This is a genomic window from Microcoleus sp. AT8-A3 (assembly GCF_036705675.1).
GTDB lineage: Bacteria > Cyanobacteriota > Cyanobacteriia > Cyanobacteriales > Microcoleaceae > Microcoleus.
In genome coordinates this window covers 1-22,897 of the sequence record NZ_JAUBVD010000055.1, presented here as the reverse complement: position 1 = coordinate 22,897, position 22,897 = coordinate 1, and the positions used below count along the sequence as shown (strand labels likewise).

The following is a 22,897-nucleotide window of genomic DNA, read 5'->3' as shown; positions in this document are numbered from 1 at the left end:
ACTGCGAGGCGGATGATGCTGTTGGGATTACCTGTGTCGGTTATTCTGCTTGATTGTATTGCTGCTGCGGCTGCGCTGGTGTACGCACCGTTTTTGGTGGTGGCGTTCGCCCGCTTGCAGCTAGGCTATGACCAAGCAGCCCCCCGCGCTATGTTTGAGAGGTTGCCTGCTTACGCTCAGCGGGCAACTTGGGCTCACCAAAATTCGTTTGAGACGTTTATGCTGTTTTCAGCGGCGGCTTTGATGGCTTTTGTGACGGGGGTAGATTCGGAACCGGCGGGTTGGGCTGCGATCGCTTTTACGATCGCCCGGTTGTTGTTTTCGGTTTTCTATATTCTCAATGTGCCACTGGGGCGATCGCTCATGTTTGCGATTAGTTCTTCTTGCACTGTTTCTTTATTCTATTTCAGTTTAATGGCTGTTAACGGCTAATTTTCAGTAGTCATTGGTTATTGGTTATTGGTTATTGGTTATTGGTTATTGGTTAGTTGTTAATGCCCAATGCCCTGTTTGGCCAATGCCCAATGCCCAATGCCCAATGCCCAATGCCCCATTACCAATTACTAATTTATGGCTGCTAGTTATTCCTTTGATATTGTCAGCGAGTTCGATCGGCAAGAATTAGTCAATGCTGTTGACCAAACTGTGCGGGAAATTCAAAGCCGCTACGATTTGAAAGATACAAAAACCACTCTAGAATTGGGCGCTGAAGCAATTACTGTCAATACGGACAGCGAATTTACTCTCGACGCAATTCACACTGTTTTGCAAACTAAAGCCGCCAAGCGCAATTTGTCTCTGAAAATTTTTGATTATGGGAAAATTGAAGCTGCTAGTGGTACTAGAGTACGCCAAGAAATCAAACTGAAAAAAGGGATTGACCAGGAAATTGCCAAGAAAATCACTAAATTAATTCGAGATGAGTTTAAAAAGATTCAAGGCTCGATTCAAGGTGATGCAGTGCGGGTTTCGGCTAAGGATAAGGATGAGTTGCAGTTGGTGATTCAACGCTTGAAGCAAGAAGACTATCCGATGGCTTTGCAGTTTACCAATTACAGGTAAATTTGATAGTTTATCGGGACTTCAGTCCTCATACGTGGTGACGAATCAGGACTTTAGTCCTGATTAGAAACAACTTTTTACCTACTTAATATTAAATATCTAAACCCGTGACAGTTAAGTCGGGAGGATGTTCGACAACAAACTGGTAATATAACTCTTGCTTTGCTTGCGGCGGCAGAGACATTATCCATTCTAGCAGTCCCATTTCACCTGCTACTATCTTCGGATTAGTGAGAGTCGATCGCACTTTAATTTGTTCATTGCGGCTGACTGGCAATTGCTCTTGTAGTGTCAGGTGTACCTGCACCTGCTGCAAGTTTGTCACATTTAAGCGATAAGCGTAACTCGTGCGCCTCTGCTGACCGATCAGTTTTTTATCTACTTGTCTTTCTACTAATTCCCGCTCTATTTTTAACCGTTCATCTATTCCTAAATTCAGTTTATATTCTTGGCCGGGGGAAACATTTTCTAACTGCAAACTGCCGACAAAAGTGTTATCGCGAAAGATATTTGCTTTACCGGGAAGCAGAGTTGCACCTGTCAGCGGATTCACAACAACTGCTTGCAAATAGGCAAAACTGACTAATCGCGGGACGGCTATATATTCAGGTTTAAACGGATAATTTTCGCCGAAAATAGTAACTTTGTGCGGTGTGCCGTCGCTGGGAATCTTGGTATTTCCGCCTACTTGAAATGAGACGGTGCCGCCTTCTTTCGATATTTGGGCTGTGGCGGTTTGAGCTTCTATGGGTTCGGGTGCTGCAGAAACACTAGGCTCAGTCATCATGGCTAATGCTACTTCGTTTGCACCTGATTTAGAATCGTATGATGCCATACTTCTTGTCATTCCCGCTCTGTGAAATTCTGCTGGAGGCGATTTTGAGCGAAGAATATCGATATACCAGGATTCTAATTTGGGGGGTAGCATTCCCATTCCGGGTTTTGCTGTAGATAAAGTCAGCGCTACTCCCGTCCAATCTTCGCCTGTATTTTGATTGACTTCGGCTAGGTAATTGAGATTAATTTGGTTGTTGTTAGTGTTGACTCGCAAGTCGTAAAGGGGAGTCCAACGGGCTCGCATGACTACATAGGAAACTTCTAGTTCAAAATTGCCGATGCCGCTGGGTTCAATGGCAACAATGATGTTAAAGCTTTGCTGAGAATGGGGAGTTTGTACTTGGCGCAACTGTTGCTGCAAAGCTTCTATTTGCTTGTCTAATTCGCGCTGCTGTTTTTCGTGTTGGGCGATCGCACTTATGTATTTTAGGTAATTAGTTCCTAAAAAGTTGAGCAATTCGCCAGTTTCGTTTAAACCTACCTGCTGTTTGGCGATGCTGCTGGAAAAGAATCCGACGCTTTTTTCGCTCAAACCTTCCACAAATTTGAGCTGAATTTTTCTGGCGGTTATTTTGTCGTTAATTCCCCGTCTTTGGGTTTGTAACTCCTGAATTTGTTGGGTTAATTCGGCGGTGCGATCGCCCACTGGTTCGCTGCTAAACACTGTTTCGGTTCGCACTCCCAGCAATCGCACTGCAACTGTACCCGCACCCGTGGCCCTGACTGACTCTGTGTCGAGGGTTGCGGGTACAGAGGCGATCGCCAATTCTCGCTCGTTTCCCGTCAGAGATACCGTACCGCGGCGCGTCACCAAAGCGCGATCGGTGTAAACTGTAACTTCGGATATGCTAGTATTTAGTGTTTTAATGGTATCAGAATTAAGTATTTCTGAGTCAGTCATTGCCAGTTGCTCCTATTTAATAACCGTTTAGTCGATCGAGCTATTTCAAAAGTAGTTGGTCGATTAATTTTCCCGATCGCCCATTCCTCTAGAAAATTCCTCAAGCGCATCCAAAGGCGAAGCAAACAAAATACAGCGCTTCAGCAAAGACAACTCTAACTCCGGCAGTATTTCGCTGCTAGCAATGCGATCGTAACCTTCCTCTCGCAGATGGTAAAGCTCTAGAGTGCCATCTTCCCAAAACCAGACTTCCGGGACTCCCATCAGTCGATATTTCTGAAGTTTAATCGGACTACCGCTAGTAATGACTACCTCAATACACAAATCGGGAACATCTTTATCTGTTCCGAAACAATAAGACAAATCTGCCTGATACTCGACTTTCCCCTCAACAATTTGACTGTAACTGCCACTCGGAAAAAATTGTATTCTATTAAATTGAAAAAAATTGCTCAGTAGCGCTGCAATCAGACATCTAATTGCCTCGTGAGGTTTACTGATTCCCACAATTTCTAGAACTCCATCACAATAAAATAAGCGTACATTCGGCACGTCTTCAAAACTAGCTTGAATTGCTTTGAATTGATGCCATGTCAAACCGCGCCAAGTAAAACGCTGTTCGGCCGCAGGAGAAATTGTTGGATTGTCTACAGTTTGAAGCATGATTTTTTTATTGATGTTCAAAATGGTAGCGGGGTGGGCGGGTTTACGAGATCGTTAGTTTTAGAACATTGATGGTTGCTCAAACCCGCCCCGTGGGTTAATTTTAGCTCAGTGGCTCGATTCCCGCCAAATCCAAAATTTGAGGAATTAAATCTTCTCGTTTGACGGCCATCATGTGAACTCCTTGACAAATCTGCCGCGCTAGCTTGACTTGTTCGGCAGCAATTTTTATGCCTTCCTGCAAGGGTTCTGGAGATTTTGCTAAACGATCGATCGTCTCTTGTGGGATGTGAACTCCCGGCACGTATTTTTTAATAAATTCAGCATTTTTAGCTGATTTAAACAAAAATATTCCTGCTAAAACTGGCTTGTTGCAGCCCGCAGCAATATTGTGCATAAACTTATCTAAAAGTTCAAAATCTGTTATTAATTGACTCTGAAAAAACTGTGCTCCAGCCTCTACTTTTTTCTCAAATCTACTTTGTAAACCAGACCAACTGGGGCATTGCGGATCGACGGCAGCACCGACAAATAAATCGGTAAATCCGTCTGTTAAAGGTTTGTCATTCCAGTCTTTGCCGCCATTCATTTTTTGAATGACTTGCAACAGTCGTACTGATTCCAAGTCGAATACACTTTTTGCTTTAGGATGGTCGCCCGCTTTGACGGGATCGCCTGTAAGTGCTAATACATTGCGGATGCCTAAAGCGTGGGCTCCCATGAGATCGGCTTGCAGACCAATTTGATTGCGATCGCGACAAGCAACTTGACAAATTGGCTCAATTCCGTGCTGCACTAAAATTGCCGAAACTGCTAGGGGGCACATTCGCATCACTGCGCGACTCCCGTCGGTGATATTAATGGCGTGCACTCTGTTTTTGAGGCGTTGGGCCATTTGAATTGTGTGAGTCATGTCGCCACCTTTTGGCGGGGCCACTTCGGCGGTAATTATAAATTCTCCGGGGGTGGTGCAGGCTGTGCGAAAACGGTTCATGATTATTTTTCTGTTATTGGTTATTTGTTATTTGACAGTTGACAGTTGTTAGTTGACAGTTGGCAGTTGTTATTCTTAACCAGTAACCAATAACAACTAACCACAAACCACTAAACAGGTAAAGAATAACCGAAAGCTGTCTTAACCTTAGTTAGAGTTTGATTAGCAATAGCTTCTGCTTGTTCTCTTCCACGACGTAGTACAGACTCTAAATATCCCGGATCGTCGATTATTTCCTTGTATTTATCCTGAATTGGTTTGAGGGCATTAATTGTCGTCTCTGTCAGCAAGGGTTTAAAATCTCCCCAACCCATGTTTTCACATTCTGTGGCTACTTCTTCCTTAGATTTGCCGGAAAGCAGGAGATAAAGTGTCAGCAAATTTCTAGCTTCGGGGCGATCGGGGTCGTCAAAAGTCAAACCGCGCACGGCATCGGTTTTGCAGCGCTTGATTTTTTTGGCGATCGCATCTGGCGAATCCAATAAATTAATTCGACTTTGTTCGGAAGGGTCAGATTTCGACATTTTGCGCGTGCCATCTGTCAAACTCATCACCCTCGCACCGTCAGTCCGAATTAAGGGTTCGGGAAGTTTCAATACGGGCTTTTCGGGTGTGCCGAATTGGTGATTTAATCTGATGACAATATCGCGGGTGAGTTCCAAATGCTGTTTTTGGTCTTCTCCCACTGGCACTTTGTCGGCATCGTAAAGCAAAATGTCTGCTGCCATTAACACCGGATAATTTAGCAAACCAGCGTTGACATTTTCGCCTTGTTTAACTGCTTTTTCTTTAAACTGAATCATATCTTCGAGCCAGTTAATCGGCGTAATACAGTTGAGCAGCCATGCTAGTTCTGTGTGCGCCGAGACGTGGGATTGCACGAAAATAGTAGAATATTCTAAATCGATGCCGCAAGCTAAATAGAGTGCGGCGATCGTGTAAGTGTCGGAGGCTAGAGTTGCTGGATTGTGCGGTGCGGTAATTGCGTGCAAATCGACTACGCAGAAGTAATTTTCGTACTGACTTTGATTTTCTACCCAGTTGCGAATGGCACCGAGATAATTGCCTAGGTGAAGATTGCCGGTTGGCTGAACTCCAGAAAGAACGCGCTGTTTGCCCATGAGGAAAGAATAGAATTGAACTCACATTTCTATATTGACACGTTATTTCAATTTCAGAGCCACTAATTTTCTGGCGGTTGACTGCTGACTGCTGACTGCTGACTGTTGACTGACAACTAACAACTGACGACTGACAACTGACAACTGACTAATTACCAATCTGTCAGCAACCTTGCTTTCCGCAAAACAAATGTCAGAATAGTTTCTTCGCCGGTAATAATATCGGCTCTGCCTTCCATTCCCGATTGAATCGAATACTGGCGGGGGACATTAGCCTGGGGGTTGCCGAAGAATTGGCCCTTGGCGGATTTGAGTTTTGTTAAATAAGTTTGTTCGGGCTTAATTGCCACTTCGTAATAAGCTGTACCTAAATTATTAGTGGGATTTTGAGGGGCGATCGCATCTGGGGCGATTTCGCTGACAGTGCCTTTTAATGTGCCGTAATCGGGGAAAGGTAAAGCCGAAATCCTGATCTGTACGGGTTGACCGATTTGGATGCGGGCGATGTCTTGGGATGTCACCTTGGCTTTGACTACCAGGGGTACGTCGCTGGGGACGATTTGGGCGATCGCACTGCCGGCTTGTACGGTTTGACCAGTATTTCGTACTTCCAATCTGAGAATTGTACCATCCGTGGGCGTGCGGATCACGCTATTTTCGAGTTTTAACTCAATTTGATTTAGTTCTTTTTTAGCTTGAATTAATTGTTGTTGAATGGACGATCGCTTGACGAGCAAAACCCGCCGACTTCGGCCCAGTCTCTCGGCGACATCCGGCAGCGGTGTGGCGATTTTTACTAAAGCGGATTCGATTAATTCCTGTTGGGCGGAAGTTTCACTTTGGATGCTTTTAAATTGGGCGCTGGCCAAAATTTGATTTTCTAAGTCGCGAAGTTGCTGGTTGATTTGCTGTGCTGTGGTTTGAGACTGATTAATTATTTCTTGTAACTGCTGTTGTTGAGCGCCCAAACGCGAAGCATCTACAACTGCGATCGCATCTCCTTCTTGTACTCTCTGATTCTCGCTGACAGCAATGCTTTCGACGGTTCCTTCGGTGGCGGCTTGCACGACGCGCACTTCTCCGGCTGGACGGACGATCGCGTCTGCTTTGACTGTAGCGCTGTATTTGGTGACGCTAGCAAGGGCGATCGCCCCGCCAAAGGTCGCCACCATCAAAATGCCCCCCAAAGTCGTCCAGCGGCTGACAGGGGGCAAAAACTGGTCGTTATCAAAGGTTTCAGCGGGTGTGGCTTCGGGAGTCAGAGACATGGCGGCAAGGGGGAGAGGGGAATAGTTTGGAGTTTGGAGTTTTGAGTTGGGGAAGAGGGAGAGATCGCTGATTTCTTTTGTCACTTTTACTCTCACCTTTCCGGAAACCAAGAATAGGTTTAGAAGTCTAAATCAAAATTCACAGGGTAAAGGTAAAAATCCGCACAGCTTTGCCGTTCCCACCCACAAAGTTCGCCAAATATCAAGAGGAGTGAAGCCAGCGGGCTACTGTCATTCGATTTTAGATTTTAGATTTTAGATTTTGGATTGACTTGCGCGAGATAAATGCTCTTTCTTGAGGATTTTCGATTTGGGATTGATTGCACGGATAAATCACGTGGCGGGTATCACATGAAGAAATTCGCGGTCATGAAAATACGGCGTTTCCGCCATAACTTTTGGCGCTGTTACCGGGTTTTTACTGTATGCGTAGGTAGTAAGTAAGTACATAGGTATCAATAGGAGTTATTTATGCCAGAAAACCAACAAGGTTCACTCTTCATCGAACTAACCGATGGAGAATCTGCTACTGTCAACGGTGGCTGCATTACCAGCGGTGTTAGTAGCGCTAATAACAACAGCGAGACGGATAACAGCAGCAGCTATGGCCTGAATATGCTGTTTTTCCTGCCACCGCCTAGGCAGTTTTATCTGTACGATCCGAGCCGCGATCGCCCTTACCCAACCCTAGTGGTTTAGATAGCTGAGTCAAGTTGTGCGATCGAGTAAATTTTGAAATTTTATCAGTAGTATTCCGGAGGTCGTACAGAACCACAAGAAGTATTACTCAGTATTTACACTAGGGTCTAGAAATTAAATAATATTTCTAGTTTTCCTTCAATTTTATTAAGTTAAACGGAGTCCAATCATGAAAGAAACAAAGGACAATTCACTGTTTGCTGAACTTACATCTGAAGAATCAGCTAGCGTCAACGGCGGTCACTATTATGCCAATCGATACAATTGTCACCGGCAGCGGCGCAGTTGGGTCGTGTACCGCCGGAATTACGACGGTTCATACAGAAGAGTAGTCCGCTACGCCTACTACTAAAGTTTAGTGCTAGTCAATTCAGATTTATAACTGTGGAATCGAGAAAGCACCCATAACTTTATGGGTGCTTTTTGCTGATTGGGTAGTTGGTGATGAGTAATCTTCTTTATGCTCTACCATTATTCATTTTGCAAAATGTTAAAGAACATCCCTTTGATCGGCAAAGTGCCATTATTCGGACAAGTTAACAGGTTTAAGAAATATCAGGTTGTTCTCCAGCAGAGCGAAGAAGATTGCGGGGCGGCTTGTTTGGCTTCGATCGCGAAATTTTACGGACAAAATTTTACTATTAGCCGCTTGCGAGAATGTGCGGGCACCGACCAAAAAGGGACGAGTTTACTTGGCTTGAAACAAGGTGCTGAGGCGATCGGCTTTAATGCTCGATCGGTGCGAGCAGCCGCTGCAATTTTAGACAAGCTCGATGATGCCCCTCTACCGATGATTATTCACTGGAGCGGCTCTCACTGGGTTGTTTTGTACGGAAAACAGGGCAACCAATATGCGATCGGCGATCCGGCTGTTGGTATGCGCTATGTTTCCAAAGAAGAATTAGCAGCAGGTTGGACAGATTGGCTGTGCTTGCTAGTAGAACCCGATGCTGAGCGTTTTTTTGCGGCCGCAGAGGGCCAACCGCCCGCCAATTCCTTACAAAAATGGATGCGCCGGATTGGGATTTATCGCCCGATTTTAATGGAAGCATTTTTGCTGAATGTGGTGTTGGGTTTGCTGTCGATTTCTTCGCCTTTTCTAGTTCAAATGCTCACCGACGACATCCTGGTGCGGGGAGACAGACAACTCCTGGCAAGCGTGGCGATCGCAGTTATAGTTATGAACCTTTTTAGCAGCAGTTTAGGATTGGTACAATCGAACTTAATTGCTCAGTTTTCCCAGCGTTTAGAATTGGGATTGGTGATGGAATTCGCGCGCAAATTCCTGCGATTGCCTTTGAGTTTTTACGAAACTAGACGCAGTGGCGAAATTGTCAGTAGATTACAAGATATCCAAGAAATCAATAAATTAGTTTCTCAAGTCGCTATCAGCTTGCCTAGTCAATTTTTTATAGCTGTAGTTTCTTTTATTTTTATGTTATTTTACAGCAAGGAGCTGACGTTAGCCGCTACAGCTATAGCTCTGTTAATGACTGCCTCTACAGTGGTATTTCTGCCCGCATTGCAGCAAAAAACGCGCAGTTTATTGGTGTTGGAAGCCGAAACTCAAGGCGTTTTAGTAGAAACTTTTAAAGGCGCGCTGACGGTCAAAACTACTAGCAGCGGCCAGCAACTTTGGGAAGAATTTCAAACCCGCTTCGGTCGCTTAGCAAAGCTGACTTTCCGCACTACACAAATTGGCATTCTCAACAATATATTTTCGAGTTTTGTTGCCTCTGCTGGCAGCATTACTCTGCTGTGGCTTGGTAGCGGTTTAGTGATTGACAAGGTATTGAGTATCGGTCAGTTGCTAGCGTTTATTAGTATGAATCAAAACGTTACTAATTGGGTAAATTCGCTAGTAGGATTTACTGATGAAATGACTCGCGTGCAGACAGCAACTCAAAGGCTGTCGGAAGTGATCGATGCTGAACCGGAAACTAAAGACAATACGAATAAACCTTTTGTAACTATTCAAGACCGCGACGGTATTGTTTGCAAGAGTGTTAATTTTCACTACCCCGGCAGACTTGATTTGCTGGAAAATTTTTCTGTCACATTTCCCGGCGGTCAAGCAATTGCTTTAATCGGCCATTCCGGCTGCGGAAAAAGTACGCTAGCCAAAGTAATTGCTGGTCTGTACCCGCTGCAAGCTGGTAATATTAGAATAGGCGGTTACAACTTGCAGGATTTGTCTCTTGACAGTCTCAGACAGCAGGTAGTATTGGTTCCCCAAGAAGCGCATTTTTGGAGCCGTTCGATTCTAGAAAATTTTCGATTGGGCAGTCCAGATATCAGCTTTGAACAGATTGTGAAAGCGTGTAAAATTGCGGGCGCGGATGAATTTATTAGCCAATTGCCGGATAAATATCAAACTGTTTTAGGGGAGTTTGGAGCGAATATTTCTGGCGGACAAAGACAGAGATTGGCGATCGCCCGCGCCATTCTCAACAACCCACCCGTATTGATTTTAGACGAATCTACCGCAGGGCTTGACCCCGCAAGCGAAGCGGAAGTTTTAGAACAGTTGTTGATGTATCGGCACGGGAAAACGACGATTTTTATCAGTCACAGGCCGCGAGTGATCGATCGCGCCGATTGGATTATCATGTTAGAACGGGGTAGGTTGAAAATGCAAGGCTCGGCTGCAAAATTGCGATCGATTCCAGGAGACCATTTAGAGTTTTTGCATCCTTGAGCTAGTTAATAAAACAACAGGTTGAAATCTGTCCCTACACAAACAAAACCAGCCTCGGCGGTTTAACACCCAGTCAATCGATTTTAGATTTTAGATTTTAGATTAAAGAATTGAAGCATTGACCCCACCGATAAATTCGGGGGCTCCTTTATCGGATACAGGTTTTTTATTTCACCGGTCCTGAGTCTGCTTTCGGAATGAATCACGTGGCGGGTATCCTGGATGCTTTCGGTCAACACTCAGCAATCAACAGTCAACAATCATTTCGCTCGTGCAACCGGAATTGATATCACTCATGACTAATAACTTCTCTAAGGAATGAGAATTAAATAACTTCCACTCTTGAAAGTGGGATGGGCGTCCCGCCCGTCATGAGTGGACGGGCGGGACGCCCATCCCACAATAACAATTAAAATTGTAAGTTATTTAATTCGCGCTCCTAAGATTCTTGAGCCAAAGTACATCGATCGCACAATCCAAAAAACTCCAAAGTGTGATAATAAATCTTGAAAGAATGAGATTGTTGTAGTTGGCTTTCTAAGTGGTGGACGGGGCATTCGTCGATCGTAATGGACGCGCCACATTCCAGACAAGTTAGGTGGTGTTGGTCTTGGTGGGCGGCACCGTAGAGAGACTCGCCACTAGCGAGAGTTCTGACGTGAACGAACCCCTCTCGCTTTAAACCGTCGAGGGAACGGTAAACGGTTGCTAGGCCCATGCTTTGGTCGCTGTTACGCAGTTCTAAGTAGATATCTTGCGCTGAGAGCGATCGATTCAAGTGCTTGAGCAAGTGTAAAATACGCTCCTGACTGCGGGTGCGGTTGGTTCTCATAATTTTTTTGTGTAATCTGCTGGAATCACATCTGTCCCTGTTTCTAGGCTATCTTACTTGGGCGAACCAAATGGCGATCGGCGCGCAGCTCGGTTGTAGAATACAATGGGGCTAACTTTCACATCACCTACCGCAACATTCCCGTGACTCAGAAATATCTTGCCCAAATCTATGTTACCCTCCGCCCTTCTGTTTTAGATCCCGCCGGCACTGCCGTACAGTCTGGTTTGCAACACATGGGATACGACAATGTTGAGCGTGTGCGAATCGGGAAATACGTTGAATTGACGCTGACTGCTGCTGGTGAGTCCCAGGCCCGCGAACAACTCGATCGCGTTTGCGACCAACTTTTGGCCAATCCAGTGATTGAAAATTATCGCTTTGATTTGACTGAAATTCCTGTTGCTGTGGAGACAGCGGCGGCCTAAATTCGATCGCCCGTAGCTCTTCGATCCCCCCTAACCCCCCTTAATAAGGGGGGGACAAGAGGGTTCTGAAAGTCTTTGCTAAAAAGCGGGGACAAGAGCATTCACAGTCTTCGTTAAAAAGCGGGGATTCGGAACACTCAAAGTCCCCCTTCTTAAGGGGGATTTAGGGGGATCGAGACTTAGATACAAGCGAGAGAAACATAAGATTTCAGTCTTAAGTTTACACCTCTTCCCTCTTCCTTCTTCCCTCTTCCTTCTTCCTTCTTCCTTCTTCCTTCTTCCCTCTTCCTTCTTCCTTCTTCCTTCTTCCTTGAGCTTATGAAATTTGGAGTTATTGTTTTTCCGGGTTCAAATTGCGATCGCGATGTGGTGTGGGTGACTCAAGGGTTACTGCACCAACCAACTCGCATGATTTGGCACGAAGATACCGATATTTCGGATATTGATATCATTGTAATTCCCGGTGGTTTCAGTTACGGAGATTATTTGCGGTGCGGCGCGATCGCCCGTTTTTCTCCGGCGATGCGGGCTACGGCGGAACACGCTAAACAAGGAAAGCTTGTATTAGGCATCTGCAACGGTTTTCAGGTGTTGACTGAAGCTGGTTTGTTGCCCGGTGCTCTGGTGCGGAATGCGGGATTGAATTTTATTTGCGATCGCGCTTCTTTGAAAGTCGAACGCGGTAATACTCGTTGGACTGCGGCTTATACTACGGGTGAAATCATCGATTTGCCGATCGCCCACGGTGAAGGCAATTATTATGCTGATGCGGATACATTAGCAGAACTAGAAGAGCACGAGCAAGTGCTGTTTCGCTACTGCACAGAGGCGGGCAAAATTAGCGATGCTGGGAATCCCAACGGTTCGTTAAATAATATTGCCGGTATTTGCAATCGCCAAGGCAATGTATTAGGAATGATGCCGCATCCTGAGAGGGCTTCCGATCCGATGTTGGGCGAAACTGATGGGGTCAAATTGTTTCAAGGGTTGCTGATGGCTACTGTGGCGGCTGTTTTGTAGTTGATATTTACGACATTGTTGTAGATACCGTAGGGTGCGTCGCTCTTGTAGGGACACGGCATTGCTTTTGGAGGGACACGGCATTGCCGTGTCCCTACTTTTGAGGGACACTCGAAAATCTCGCAGCGACGCACCCTACAAAATTTAAAATGCTAAAATGATTTGAGAGTCAATACATCGGAGAACAGTCCTATGCCTTCACCTTTTCCTGGAATGGACCCCTACTTAGAACACCCCGATTTCTGGCAGGAAACTCACAATCGATTGATTATCGCGATCGCTGATACCATCATGCCTCAAATTCGGCCTAAATATGAGGTTGCAATCGACAAACGAATCTATGAAATTACCGATCCAAATGACAGTAACAGCGACTCCCTTTTAGTAGGTATCCCCGATGTCGCGATTAAGCGTCAATCTAATAACCCGAATATTCCTACAGGTTCAGTTGCCACTGTAAGTATAACACTTCCGACTACTGTTAAAGTGCCTGCTCCTGAAAAAATTAAACAGACTTACTTGGAAGTGCGAGAAATGGCAACGAAACAAGTTGTCACTGCAATTGAAATTCTTTCTCCTGTGAACAAACGTAGTGGAGAAGGAAGAATTACTTATCTCAAAAAACGCCAGACTATTTTAGGTAGCTTAACCAATTTAGTGGAAATTGATTTACTACGAAAATGGGAATATATGCCCATTCTTAATAATTCTATTCAAAGCGATTATCGGGTTTTGGTCAGTCCCAGTAATCGCCGTCCGTTTGCCGAACTTTATGCTTTTAATCTTCGCGATTCTCTACCTATATTTCCGCTTCCCTTGCGCGAGGAAGATGTAGAACCTATTGTTAACTTACCAGAATTATTTGCAGGTGTTTACGATCGCGCTGGCTATGATTATCGGATCGATTACGAGCGAGAACCCGTACCGTCTCTATCGGAAGAAGATCGGGTTTGGGCTACCCAACTTTTGCAAGAAAAAGAACTTCGAGATAATTAATTATATTTTACTTTATATCCTAGGGTTAGTCGCGATCGACAATCTCTAAATCAACTAGAAAATCTCCCAGCGACGCACCCTACAACTATGATAATTCACGCAATATTGTTTCTATCGTCACATCTGGCAGACCAAGCAACTGAGCAATTTGGCATGGTTCGATACCTTGACTGTGCAACTTACAAACGACATCAGCAACATCAATTTCGAGCCGTTCGATCTGAGTTTTGAATCTGGATTCAGTGGCGTATTTGTTGTCAGATTTGCTAGGCCCAGAAGGACAGGGGTTAAAGTTTAGTGTCTGAACGTATTCAACGTATTGATGAATATAATCTCTACCGAAATTTGAGTTATTACTGGAGGTATTGCTAATATTTCTACGATCGATCGCAGCTTTGAGATTGCCTTTTTGCATCTCTTCATTCATCACTGCGGAGAGACTTTTGAGTAGCTTGTAGCCGACTTCTCGGACATATTTTGTAGTGTAGCGGGTGTCGCGGGCGATCGCTTCGTAGGTTTTGCCATCATACATTCCCTGCAACACTAACTGCTGTAGCGTGTTGAGATGTTTACCTGTTTTTTCAAATATTAGACCATCGACCAATTTCAGCAATTCGTTATCGTCAGGGACGGCTTGCAACGGGCGATCGTCGTTGGGCTGCATGGGTTAAGTGAAGAAATATAAAGTTAAGGAAACTTCGGGCTTTTTCAGTCTTTTTCAGGCTTTTTCAGCCATGACATAGATGAGACAGGTGAGGTAGATTTCTTAAATCACCAACACAAAGCAACAGTATATGCCTGACAATTTAGCTTTGCTGGACAAGAACGATGACATATTGAACGGTAGCAGCGCCAAGAATCAAGCGGATTGTGGCTGTGGCTCGAAAAAAGCCACCACTCAAGAGACGGTATCGAATGCTCAGAATATCCAGAATATCTTTAGCTTGGGAAGCAACGATACGCTAGAAAGTTCGATCGCGCCAGACTTTTTGAATGGTAACACGGGAAAGGACTTTATCTCCGGTAGTGTTGATGGGGATATCGGGCGATCGAGTTCTCAACTCAGCGATGGTCGGGCTTTTCGCTTATCTGAAAGTGGCGACTTGTTTAAGGCGACATCCGATCAGTCAGGTCAATATATCCAGGGTATCCTCGGCCTGGGGGGTAACGATACACTAGAAGGCTCTGTCGCAGAAGATTTTTTGAGTGGTAACGCAGGAAACGACTTCATTTCCGGTCGTGCTGGTGACGATTTGCTCTCCGGCGGTGCCGGTGCCGATACGATCGCGGGTGACGAGGGCGATGACGTTCTTAGCGGTGGCGAGGGCAACGATCTACTGCGCGGTGGAGCAGGCATAGATGCTCTCAATGGCAATCAGGGGGAAGACACGCTGTTTGGGGACGAAGGTAACGATATTTTGCGGGGCGGTCTTGGAAATGACCTTCTCAACGGCGAGGCTGGTAACGATCTGCTCATCGGCGATTTTGGCATTGATACACTAACGGGTGGCTCTGGAAACGATACATTCGTGCTGCGCTCTAATACTGGTACATCTGTCGCGAGCGAGGCAGATATTCTGACAGACTTTAATAAAAGCGAAGATTTCATTGGTATCGATCTCGATCTCACCGAGGCAGATTTAGTTCTTCAACCAACGGTCGCCAACAATCGATCAAGTACAATTGTCCGTGTTGCTACCACCAATTCAGTATTGGGAGTTGTTCAGGGGGCGGCACCTGACGATTTACGCGGTCGCTTCGTTAATCTGGATGCTAACCCTGCCCTCCGAGAAGAGACTGTGACCTATGACGCGCCGGTTGTCCGCAGTACCGGGTCGAATACCTATGATTTCATTTTGAACGGCAGCGATGGCAGTCAATATGTTGTCAACATTAAGCAATCGAGTGATGAAATCAGCGCTCGTGAGTTGCGCTACCAACCAGGCCCTCAAAGCAGTATGCCCGCTCACACCCTTAACATGAGTGCTGATGGTAAGCGGATGGAGGCTCAGGTTCAGGGTTCGACCAGCAAATCAATTTTCGATCGCCAAGATGATGGTTCAATCGTTGCCAAGCGAAAAAATGGGGCTGGTAGTGAGGAGACGATTGGTACCGTAGTTGGCCCAAGTGACCCCTCAATACCAACTACGCCGACTACCCCAGCCACACCAACACCAATAACCCCCTGCGAATTATTTAAGGGACTTTGCGCTCTTTCAGAAAATAATAATGTTTCTGATAACCTTGCTCTTGGAGGCCTTTTCGCGGTAGGAGTTGGAACTGTGGCGGCTCCAGCGACATTAGGGACGAGCGCACTGATAGGAGCAACAGTAGGTGGTGCTTTGGAAATAGCCGCTGCTGGTGTCAAAGTGTTCGATACTGTTTGCCTTGTTCTCAATGGTAATGATGGAGATATAGCCGAGGAAGCCTTTGGTTTAATTCCTTTCGGTAAACTATTGGCTAAAGGTAGTGCACTCGGTAATGCTGCGCGTCCTCTCCAAGCTGGTGTATTGAAAGTAACGAGAAAGGCAATCAATTTTGTTACAGAAAGAAGCGAACTGGCTGGTAATGTAGTTAAGACATATGGTAAGATAGCTGCTAATGATCTTTTTGGGCAAGTGGGGGGTGCAGCAAAAGATATTGCTTATAACTTCACTTCCAAGCTTTACGACAAGGTTGCTAATACAGTTGGATTTAGCAAAGGGGATGGAATGAAGACGCTCAGAAAGAGTCTTGGACTAGATTTCTGTGATGAACCTTCGACTACTCCTGTAACACCTCCACCAACACCATCCACTCCCTTCTTAAAAATAGAGGTAAAACCTTCTGCTATTCCTTATCAGGGGACTGCTAACCTGAATGTCAAATACTCGAATCCAGACAACAATAGCACAAATATAGATATCACAGGTGTTGCTCAAAAAGGTCTTGGACTTAACAGTTTTCTAATTCCAGATGATAAAAAAGGTCAAGGAGAGTTAAATTTCACTTTGACCAATATCGGTACAGAGTTAGGAGGACCGGGTAGTGCAAGCCGGGAGGATTTATTAGAGGTTTCGATTGGGACTGTAGGGGGAGGAGAACTATTTGATACTGTTAATTATCGTCCACAATCATTCGATCTTCTAGAAGCTTCAGGTCCAAATGTTGACTTTTTGCCTAATGTCTATACGGTTAGTTCGGTAGATGGTTTGACACGGCGGCGATAATTGATATAGTCGGGCGGGCACGGGGGCACCGCCCCTACAGTCATCATTTGGAATTTCAGTGTGATGTGGAGTTGGTTTAAGGGCGATCGAGTTTTTGGTGGATGGGCGATCGGATTTTTGGGTTGATGGGCGATCGAATTTGAGAGAAATGTGCGATCGAATTTGATTTGTTAGTCCCTTAGTTTTTCCGCGCAGTCCGGGCTAGTTGGTTCGTTGCCGAGTCCGCCAGGGGTTGAAACCCCTGTCTCATAGCGAAAGTCCTCTGAAAGAGGACTGAAGAGTTAGTTGATGTGTATCGGTTTCATGCGAATTTTCAGTCGGTTTCAACCGACTTTAGCTATGAGACGGGGGTTTCAACCCCCGGCGGGCTGTGTCACAAAGCAGACAAATTTTCACTCGGTTTCAGGGCGATCGAATTTGAGAGAAATGTGCGATCGGATTTTTGGTTTATGGGCGATCGACTTTTTGGGAAACGGGCGATCGAGTTTTTGGTTGATGGGCGATCGAATTTGAGAGAAATGTGCGATCGGGCAATAAGTTGTTCACCAATAAGTGATTAATGGAAACCCGATTAGTGCGATCGTTACTTGTTTCTCAGATTGTATCAGGTTCAAAAAGATTGTGAGTAAAATAAACGGGGTTTGCGTCAGTTGTTTTTGTAATTGAGCCTGGTAAAATGTTGGTAAAATATTTTTTGGGATAGGCAATCGTGTAATAATTCTGCTGCCTATCTTTTTTAACCACAACACAAATCAATCCTTATCCAGTCTGGATTTGGGGCGGGTTGTCACCCCCCAGCACACTAACAATCCTATTTTTTAATAGTCGCTTGCAAATAAAGCAGCGGGTCTTCAGCAACCCAACCCAAACCCGAATTGTACCGAACTTCAAAATGCAAATGAGATGGCGGAATGTCCCGTTTTCCCGTCGTCCCGACAGTTCCCAAAACTTCTCCAGACTCCACTTTTTGACCGACTTTGACCGCAATATCTTTCAAATGAGCGTAGCGCGTTTGCTTCCCCGCTTCATGGTTCACCACCACTAAATTCCCGTAATCCCCCTGCGGCCCGGCAAAGGCGACAGTCCCCTCGCCTGCAGCCAAAACCTGCGTACCCTCCGACGCCAAAAAATCTACGCCGCTGTGGAAAAAAAATTCGCGCCGCGCCGGATGCAATTGCCGCCCGTAACGCAAAGCTGCTACTGCTGGGGCAGGCAGCGGAAATCCTTGCACCGATGGCGTTGCATCGGGATTGATAGAAGGCCCGATCGACCTATTCACCGCAGGCACAAACACCGTTTTCCCCAACGGCCTGCACCCGTTCGCCTCAAATAGCAAATCTGCGGGCACTTTGTAAGCTTCTGCCAGTTTTTGCCAATTCGAGCCTGCAGGCACTTCTACCTCGATGCCACTGTACGGAGGAATGATGATCGCACTTCCAGCAGATACTCCACCGCCCCGCAACGTCGGATTTATCCCGATCAGCGCCGCAGGAATCACATTGTACTGCCGCGCGATGCTTTCTATTGTCTCGCCCTGGGCCACAGTGTGGCGACGCAACCGAGACATAGCCGGACTCGGGCAATCGCGGGCGGGGTCGGGGTTTTCTACAGGTGTACCTAAAGGAAGATTTGCAGGTGGGATTTCGGTATTTGCCGCCGTTTTCTCAACGGGTGCGATCGACCAAATTAGTGCAAAAATCAGCGGAAATAAGCGTTTAAAAGTCATTATGTACATAAAAAAGTATTCCTTTCGGACAGTTGACAATTTTAAAATCCTGTAAAATTGCATATTTGAAAGCTCTAGCCACCCCCCAGAGTGTAAATCCCAGGCTAAGCCAAGTTAGGATGAGAATTATTAGTTTGATTCGCTCTAGGCAAATCCGGCAAAATTGCCTGTAATGCCGATGGGCGCCGGCCTGTTAACAGCTATGTTCTTGAGGAAGCGGTACGCCCCGCCCCGCTTCCTTCCCGTCGCCAAGACAAAAATGCTTGATTCGGAACCTGTCTGCGGGGATGAGGTATTTAGCGGGAGTTATTAAATGAGTTTATCTTTTAAGCAAGCGACCCTTTATGTGACTCTGCTGTCAATCGGCGGAGGTATGGGATGGTTGGGAAATCGCTATCTGCAAGGCTCAAACAATCTGGAAACCGGATTGGTTTTGCCAGTAGTACGCCAGCAAATCCCCCCCTATTCGTCTCCTCCAGTTCTGGAAAATCGGGCAGTCGATCGCAGCAATCCCAATTTTATTGCTGAAGCAGCCGAAAAAGTCGGCCCGGCTGTAGTGCGGATTGACGCATCAAGCAAGGTGGCGAATCAAGTGCCGGAAGCATTCAAAAATCCTTTGTTTCGTCGGTTTTTTGGGGAGAATTTGCCACAGCCGGAAGAACGAGTCAAGAGAGGTACCGGTTCCGGGTTTATTCTCACTTCTGACGGCCGCATCGTTACTAATGCTCACGTTGTCTCCGGGACTGATACTGTTAAGGTGACGCTCAAAGACGGCCGCGAGTTTGAGGGTAAGGTGCAGGGAGTCGATCCGCTGACGGATGTGGCTGTGGTTAAGATTAATGCTAAGGAACTGCCGCAGGTGGCTTTGGGTCGATCGGACAATATTGTACCGGGACAGTGGGCGATCGCGATCGGCAATCCTTTAGGTCTCGACAATACCGTGACTGTGGGCATTATCAGCGCTACGGGTCGATCGAGTTCCCAAGTCGGCATCCCCGACAAGCGAGTCCGCTTCATCCAAACCGATGCTGCCATCAACCCCGGCAATTCTGGTGGCCCGCTGCTGAATGACCAAGGCGAAGTAATTGGCATCAATACCGCTATCCGCGCGGACGCTCAAGGCTTGGGATTTGCAATTCCGATCGAAACCGCCAAACGAGTTTCCGATCAGCTATTCGCCAAAGGTAAAGCCGAACATCCCTATCTCGGCATTCAAATGGTCAGCTTGACTGCCGCCACCAAGGCAGAACTCAACAAACAGCTCGATAATAATAAAATTACCCTCGATCAAGGCGTAGCCGTGGCGCGAGTCGTGGAAAATTCCCCCGCTCAAAAAGCAGACTTGCGTCCCGGAGATGTCATTCAAAAAGTTGACGGAATTGCGGTTAACACTCCCGGTGACGTGCAAGAACGGGTGGAAAACACGGTTGTGGGCAAAGAACTCGAACTGGAAATTAACCGTTTGGGTCAAGTTCAGAATATTAAAGTACGTCCGGGTGCTTTTCCCCTATCGGGTAGCTCCGCCGGTGGGTAATACCATTTTCGATTTTCGATTTTCGATTTTCGATTTTCGATTAAATAATTAAGAATGACTTACTGCATAAGGATTTGGAGCTTATCAGCAGTTGCATTCTTTTTTTAAATTGGTATTAGTTGCAAGGGTGGAGGATGGAAGATGAATCTGATGCTTTATAGTCCTAGAAGCAGTAACCGGGTTTTTTTACCAAAATCCTCGGTGTAGCGCGAGGGATAGCCGGTTAACAGCCCGGTTTCTTAATTCCCTGTGCCTCCATGATTCAGGATTATGGATTTTTCTGAACAACTTTCATCTTTCTTGCTTCCCCAACCCGTTGATTTTTTTACTTGTCTTTGGGTGAGTTTGGTTTAATCGAGCTGGTGCTTGCTAAATTTTCTTCTAGGTGCATCCTTTGCTCCATTTGCCTCAAAAAATAGCCTGTCATCATCGCTGAAGCTAGCAAACCTGCTAAGTTTTCGCGATCCGTGGTAATTTCGACGTTAAAATTTTCGGAAGGCAAAACGCCGACAAGTCCTTGAACGTTATGAGAGATTATTTCTCTGATGTCGGGGCTCACAGACTTGGCGACGCGGGCTAGAACCTCCGGGGATTGGTGTTGGAGGTACTTCAGCAGTGGATTGACTGCGGTTTGTTGGGCATTGGATGTGTCAAAGTCAGGGTGAAAAACCATTTGGCGATTCTTAATTTCTGGCTGGTTACATTCTACTTCAAACTACTCGTCATTGCTTGGGTACAAATTTGCCTGAAAGTCAAGTTGCAATTGTTTTGGCAGTTGGTCTACTTGAAAGTACCGATGAAATTTCTCGGTAACTTGTAACCAATATGACCGCCCCTCACTCGGTCGCCGTTTGCGGACGAAACCCATCTCTACAAGTTCCTGCACTTGTTGGTAAGCGCCTGAACCTCGCAAGTTAACTAAGTCTGGCTGAGCGATGCCGCCTTTGAGGGCGATCGCAGCCAGCGTTCGCAAAGCTCCCACACCTAATTCTGGAGGTATTAAAGTTTGCATTAAACTGGCAAACTCTTCTCTGAGTTGCAGGCTGTATCCTGTGGGGGTTTCGACGACTTCTAATGCACTGTCGCGGTGGGACGAGTCAGACATGAGTTCGATGATGGCGTCTTCGGCTTCGGCTCGATCGCACTTGGCAATCTCGGCAATTTCTGCGATCGACACTGGCTGACCTTTTAGGTAAAGTATGGCTTCTATTGTTGTGGCTAAGCGAGTCATTTGGGAATTAGTAACGAGGAATTGGGAGGTTGAAAGAAGAAGGAATAAGCAAAAAAGAAGAAGGAATCAGGAAAACAACAGTTATCCGTATTTCCGTAACTTCCGTGTCGTGAAGAATGAGAGTTAGGAATAAACATTCCCCTTACACAAATTATTAATAGTGTAGGTTAGGTTGAGAAACAAAACCTACACTATTAATTTTCTTTTTTTATATCAATCCGAGACGCAGGAATATATAACGTTTCTAGCTCTCCTGAGCTTATGGTAAAATATATCAACCAATACAGATGACGGGGCTAGAACCGATTTTTGGTAAAAAAATATGGGGTCAGTCTTGTTAAGAAGCCCCATCAGTTAAAAATGTTACCTCAATCATACCAAATTTGTTTCCAACAGCAGCTCAAAAACACCGAATACTTGACTGTGACTATTTGAGTTTTTCTGCTCCCAACCCATAAACAAGTGAGTATGGAGTTATTGGCGAAATTGATGCCATACCCAATCATGTTTGAGAGCCGACGACGTTCTATTCAACGGTTTCTCAAGCTACCTATCCTCAAGATTGAAAAGCTTTGGTTTCCTGTGCTTAAATATATCTGGAGAACTCAATTTAAAAAGAAACAAGAGTTGAATGTCGCCATTGATAGAACGCAGTGGCGAGATAAAATATGTTGATGATTAGCCTGATTGGGGACAAGAGAGCTTTACCGTTGTAGTAGCAGATATTGCCTTCGCTGTGGCTGTAGCAACATCCGAGAACAACAAAGCTTAATCTGCCCCATTCTTGGTCTGCTAAAAAAATATAAAATGGTCCTTTTAGGAAACGCCTGAATTTGCGATCGTTAAGCTGGCAAGTGGGCTGTGTGAAAAGAACATAAGGTGTGTTTTGAGAGTAAAACAGGGACGCTATATTCAAGAAGAAGGAGAAGAATTTAAGCGGTTGAGTGAGGGTGGTTTAGTCGCAGGTACGAGCTTTTATGTGACAGGAGTTAAAATCAGCAGCAAGGATTGGGCTGTTTTGATGTCGCTGGTTATGGGCAACGAAAATATCGAAATAGTGGCGAAGATGAAGACTGGTATTGACTCACCAATATCGCCAAATTGAAACAAGCTGTAACAGCGTTTAAATGTCGCAGTGGTATCGAAGCAATGTTTAAGGACTGTAAAACAGGAGGCTATAATCTTGAAAAAAGTTACCCTTGTGACGACCGCCTCAAAACTTTCTCAAAACTTTAATATTATAAAACTTTAATATTTTTAATAGCTTTAGCTTAGAGTTGCTGATAGTTGTGCGATTTTACAAGGACACAAGCTCAAGCTTATGGGAATTCCGAAATAGATCGGTAGCCTTACGGTCGTCGAGGCGATCGCAACGCCGTCATAGTAGCTTTTGAATGATTATACGGTAAATCGTGGGCGCAGCGAAGCGGAGGGAGTAGGGAGGGAGCTTTGCCATGCACCTATTGCGGAATTGATGAAAATTAGACGCAATCAGCTCCTATTCCCTCAGATTAGCAACCCGGAGTTTTAACAACGGAAAAAGGAATAGTATCCCAGTGATCCCACTGCGTCTTTGTAGAGACGGAAAAAAAATAAGGGTAAAAAACCCTGAAGACTGCAGAGAATTAAGTCATCATCATCACCATGTAGAAAGAGAGGTCAAGCCCTCGGTCTATTA

General features: G+C 45.6%; 22 protein-coding genes. 12 read left to right on the top strand and 10 right to left on the bottom strand.

Features of this window, described 5'->3' with window-relative positions; translation table 11 throughout:
* Positions 1-15: 15 nt before the first annotated feature.
* Both QUB51_RS24325 and QUB51_RS24320 read left to right on the top strand, forming a co-directional pair.
* On the top strand, positions 16-432 hold the full coding sequence (locus QUB51_RS24325) for an MAPEG family protein (RefSeq protein ID WP_333055489.1): 417 nt from the start codon (positions 16-18) through the stop codon (positions 430-432).
* A 138-nt stretch (positions 433-570) separates the two neighbouring features.
* Entirely contained in the window at positions 571-1,062 is a 492-nt protein-coding gene (locus tag QUB51_RS24320; protein ID WP_333208994.1) for a YajQ family cyclic di-GMP-binding protein, read from the top strand.
* 91 nt (positions 1,063-1,153) lie between these two features.
* Here the strand turns inward: QUB51_RS24320 and QUB51_RS24315 are convergent, their stop codons facing one another.
* The 5 genes from QUB51_RS24315 to QUB51_RS24295 all read right to left on the bottom strand — a co-directional run bounded on the left by QUB51_RS24315 (position 1,154) and on the right by QUB51_RS24295 (position 6,930).
* Entirely contained in the window at positions 1,154-2,800 is a 1,647-nt protein-coding gene (locus QUB51_RS24315) for a mucoidy inhibitor MuiA family protein (RefSeq protein ID WP_333208992.1), read from the bottom strand.
* 63 nt (positions 2,801-2,863) lie between these two features.
* Positions 2,864-3,463: a Uma2 family endonuclease gene (locus QUB51_RS24310; protein ID WP_333263609.1), complete on the bottom strand. Its 600-nt coding sequence runs from the start codon at positions 3,461-3,463 to the stop codon at positions 2,864-2,866.
* A gap of 103 nt (positions 3,464-3,566) precedes the next feature.
* Positions 3,567-4,457, bottom strand: a complete 891-nt coding sequence (locus QUB51_RS24305; RefSeq protein ID WP_333263606.1) for a methylenetetrahydrofolate reductase — start codon at positions 4,455-4,457, stop codon at positions 3,567-3,569.
* 110 nt (positions 4,458-4,567) lie between these two features.
* Entirely contained in the window at positions 4,568-5,578 is a 1,011-nt protein-coding gene (gene trpS, locus QUB51_RS24300; RefSeq protein WP_333234038.1) for a tryptophan--tRNA ligase, read from the bottom strand.
* Between the two features lie 152 nt (positions 5,579-5,730).
* A complete protein-coding gene (locus tag QUB51_RS24295) occupies positions 5,731-6,930 on the bottom strand; it encodes an HlyD family efflux transporter periplasmic adaptor subunit (protein WP_333208989.1) in 1,200 nt (399 codons plus the stop codon).
* Positions 6,931-7,317: 387 nt separating this feature from the next.
* Here QUB51_RS24295 and QUB51_RS24290 point away from each other — a divergent pair, with 387 nt between their 5' ends.
* The 3 genes from QUB51_RS24290 to QUB51_RS24280 all read left to right on the top strand — a co-directional run bounded on the left by QUB51_RS24290 (position 7,318) and on the right by QUB51_RS24280 (position 10,243).
* Positions 7,318-7,545: a secretion protein HlyD gene (locus tag QUB51_RS24290; protein ID WP_333055472.1), complete on the top strand. Its 228-nt coding sequence runs from the start codon at positions 7,318-7,320 to the stop codon at positions 7,543-7,545.
* Between the two features lie 169 nt (positions 7,546-7,714).
* Positions 7,715-7,897 carry a hypothetical protein gene (locus tag QUB51_RS24285; RefSeq protein ID WP_333055473.1) on the top strand — a complete coding sequence of 61 codons (183 nt, stop codon included), beginning with the start codon at positions 7,715-7,717 and terminating at the stop codon, positions 7,895-7,897.
* Positions 7,898-8,032: 135 nt separating this feature from the next.
* A complete protein-coding gene (locus tag QUB51_RS24280; protein WP_333263603.1) occupies positions 8,033-10,243 on the top strand; it encodes a peptidase domain-containing ABC transporter in 2,211 nt (736 codons plus the stop codon).
* Between the two features lie 439 nt (positions 10,244-10,682).
* Here QUB51_RS24280 and QUB51_RS24275 read toward each other — a convergent pair whose 3' ends face one another.
* A complete protein-coding gene (locus QUB51_RS24275; RefSeq protein ID WP_333055475.1) occupies positions 10,683-11,075 on the bottom strand; it encodes a Fur family transcriptional regulator in 393 nt (130 codons plus the stop codon).
* A gap of 143 nt (positions 11,076-11,218) precedes the next feature.
* On the opposite strand from QUB51_RS24275, the gene purS reads away from it, so the two are divergent.
* The 3 genes from purS to QUB51_RS24260 all read left to right on the top strand — a co-directional run bounded on the left by purS (position 11,219) and on the right by QUB51_RS24260 (position 13,519).
* The gene (purS, locus tag QUB51_RS24270) at positions 11,219-11,503 is read left to right on the top strand and encodes a phosphoribosylformylglycinamidine synthase subunit PurS (protein ID WP_333055476.1); all 285 of its coding nucleotides are present in this window, start codon (positions 11,219-11,221) and stop codon (positions 11,501-11,503) included.
* A 318-nt stretch (positions 11,504-11,821) separates the two neighbouring features.
* Positions 11,822-12,523 carry a phosphoribosylformylglycinamidine synthase subunit PurQ gene (gene purQ, locus QUB51_RS24265; RefSeq protein ID WP_333055477.1) on the top strand — a complete coding sequence of 234 codons (702 nt, stop codon included), beginning with the start codon at positions 11,822-11,824 and terminating at the stop codon, positions 12,521-12,523.
* A gap of 192 nt (positions 12,524-12,715) precedes the next feature.
* On the top strand, positions 12,716-13,519 hold the full coding sequence (locus QUB51_RS24260) for a DUF4058 family protein (protein ID WP_333263600.1): 804 nt from the start codon (positions 12,716-12,718) through the stop codon (positions 13,517-13,519).
* Positions 13,520-13,604: 85 nt separating this feature from the next.
* Here QUB51_RS24260 and QUB51_RS24255 read toward each other — a convergent pair whose 3' ends face one another.
* Positions 13,605-14,183: a hypothetical protein gene (locus QUB51_RS24255; RefSeq protein ID WP_333263597.1), complete on the bottom strand. Its 579-nt coding sequence runs from the start codon at positions 14,181-14,183 to the stop codon at positions 13,605-13,607.
* Between the two features lie 130 nt (positions 14,184-14,313).
* Between QUB51_RS24255 and QUB51_RS24250 the strand changes: the two genes are divergently transcribed.
* Together QUB51_RS24250 and QUB51_RS24245 are read left to right on the top strand one after the other, a co-directional pair.
* Positions 14,314-16,728, top strand: a complete 2,415-nt coding sequence (locus QUB51_RS24250) for a calcium-binding protein (RefSeq protein WP_333263594.1) — start codon at positions 14,314-14,316, stop codon at positions 16,726-16,728.
* A 303-nt stretch (positions 16,729-17,031) separates the two neighbouring features.
* Positions 17,032-17,241: a hypothetical protein gene (locus QUB51_RS24245; protein ID WP_333055481.1), complete on the top strand. Its 210-nt coding sequence runs from the start codon at positions 17,032-17,034 to the stop codon at positions 17,239-17,241.
* 298 nt (positions 17,242-17,539) lie between these two features.
* Here the strand turns inward: QUB51_RS24245 and QUB51_RS24240 are convergent, their stop codons facing one another.
* Positions 17,540-18,463: a M23 family metallopeptidase gene (locus QUB51_RS24240; protein ID WP_333055482.1), complete on the bottom strand. Its 924-nt coding sequence runs from the start codon at positions 18,461-18,463 to the stop codon at positions 17,540-17,542.
* A 304-nt stretch (positions 18,464-18,767) separates the two neighbouring features.
* Here QUB51_RS24240 and QUB51_RS24235 point away from each other — a divergent pair, with 304 nt between their 5' ends.
* A complete protein-coding gene (locus QUB51_RS24235) occupies positions 18,768-19,988 on the top strand; it encodes an HhoA/HhoB/HtrA family serine endopeptidase (RefSeq protein WP_333208983.1) in 1,221 nt (406 codons plus the stop codon).
* 325 nt (positions 19,989-20,313) lie between these two features.
* Here the strand turns inward: QUB51_RS24235 and QUB51_RS24230 are convergent, their stop codons facing one another.
* Both QUB51_RS24230 and scpB read right to left on the bottom strand, forming a co-directional pair.
* On the bottom strand, positions 20,314-20,661 hold the full coding sequence (locus QUB51_RS24230) for a DUF760 domain-containing protein (protein ID WP_015177249.1): 348 nt from the start codon (positions 20,659-20,661) through the stop codon (positions 20,314-20,316).
* Between the two features lie 42 nt (positions 20,662-20,703).
* Positions 20,704-21,219: an SMC-Scp complex subunit ScpB gene (gene scpB, locus QUB51_RS24225; protein WP_333055484.1), complete on the bottom strand. Its 516-nt coding sequence runs from the start codon at positions 21,217-21,219 to the stop codon at positions 20,704-20,706.
* Between the two features lie 886 nt (positions 21,220-22,105).
* Between scpB and QUB51_RS24220 the strand changes: the two genes are divergently transcribed.
* Positions 22,106-22,324 carry a hypothetical protein gene (locus tag QUB51_RS24220; protein ID WP_333055486.1) on the top strand — a complete coding sequence of 73 codons (219 nt, stop codon included), beginning with the start codon at positions 22,106-22,108 and terminating at the stop codon, positions 22,322-22,324.
* Positions 22,325-22,897: the final 573 nt, after the last annotated feature.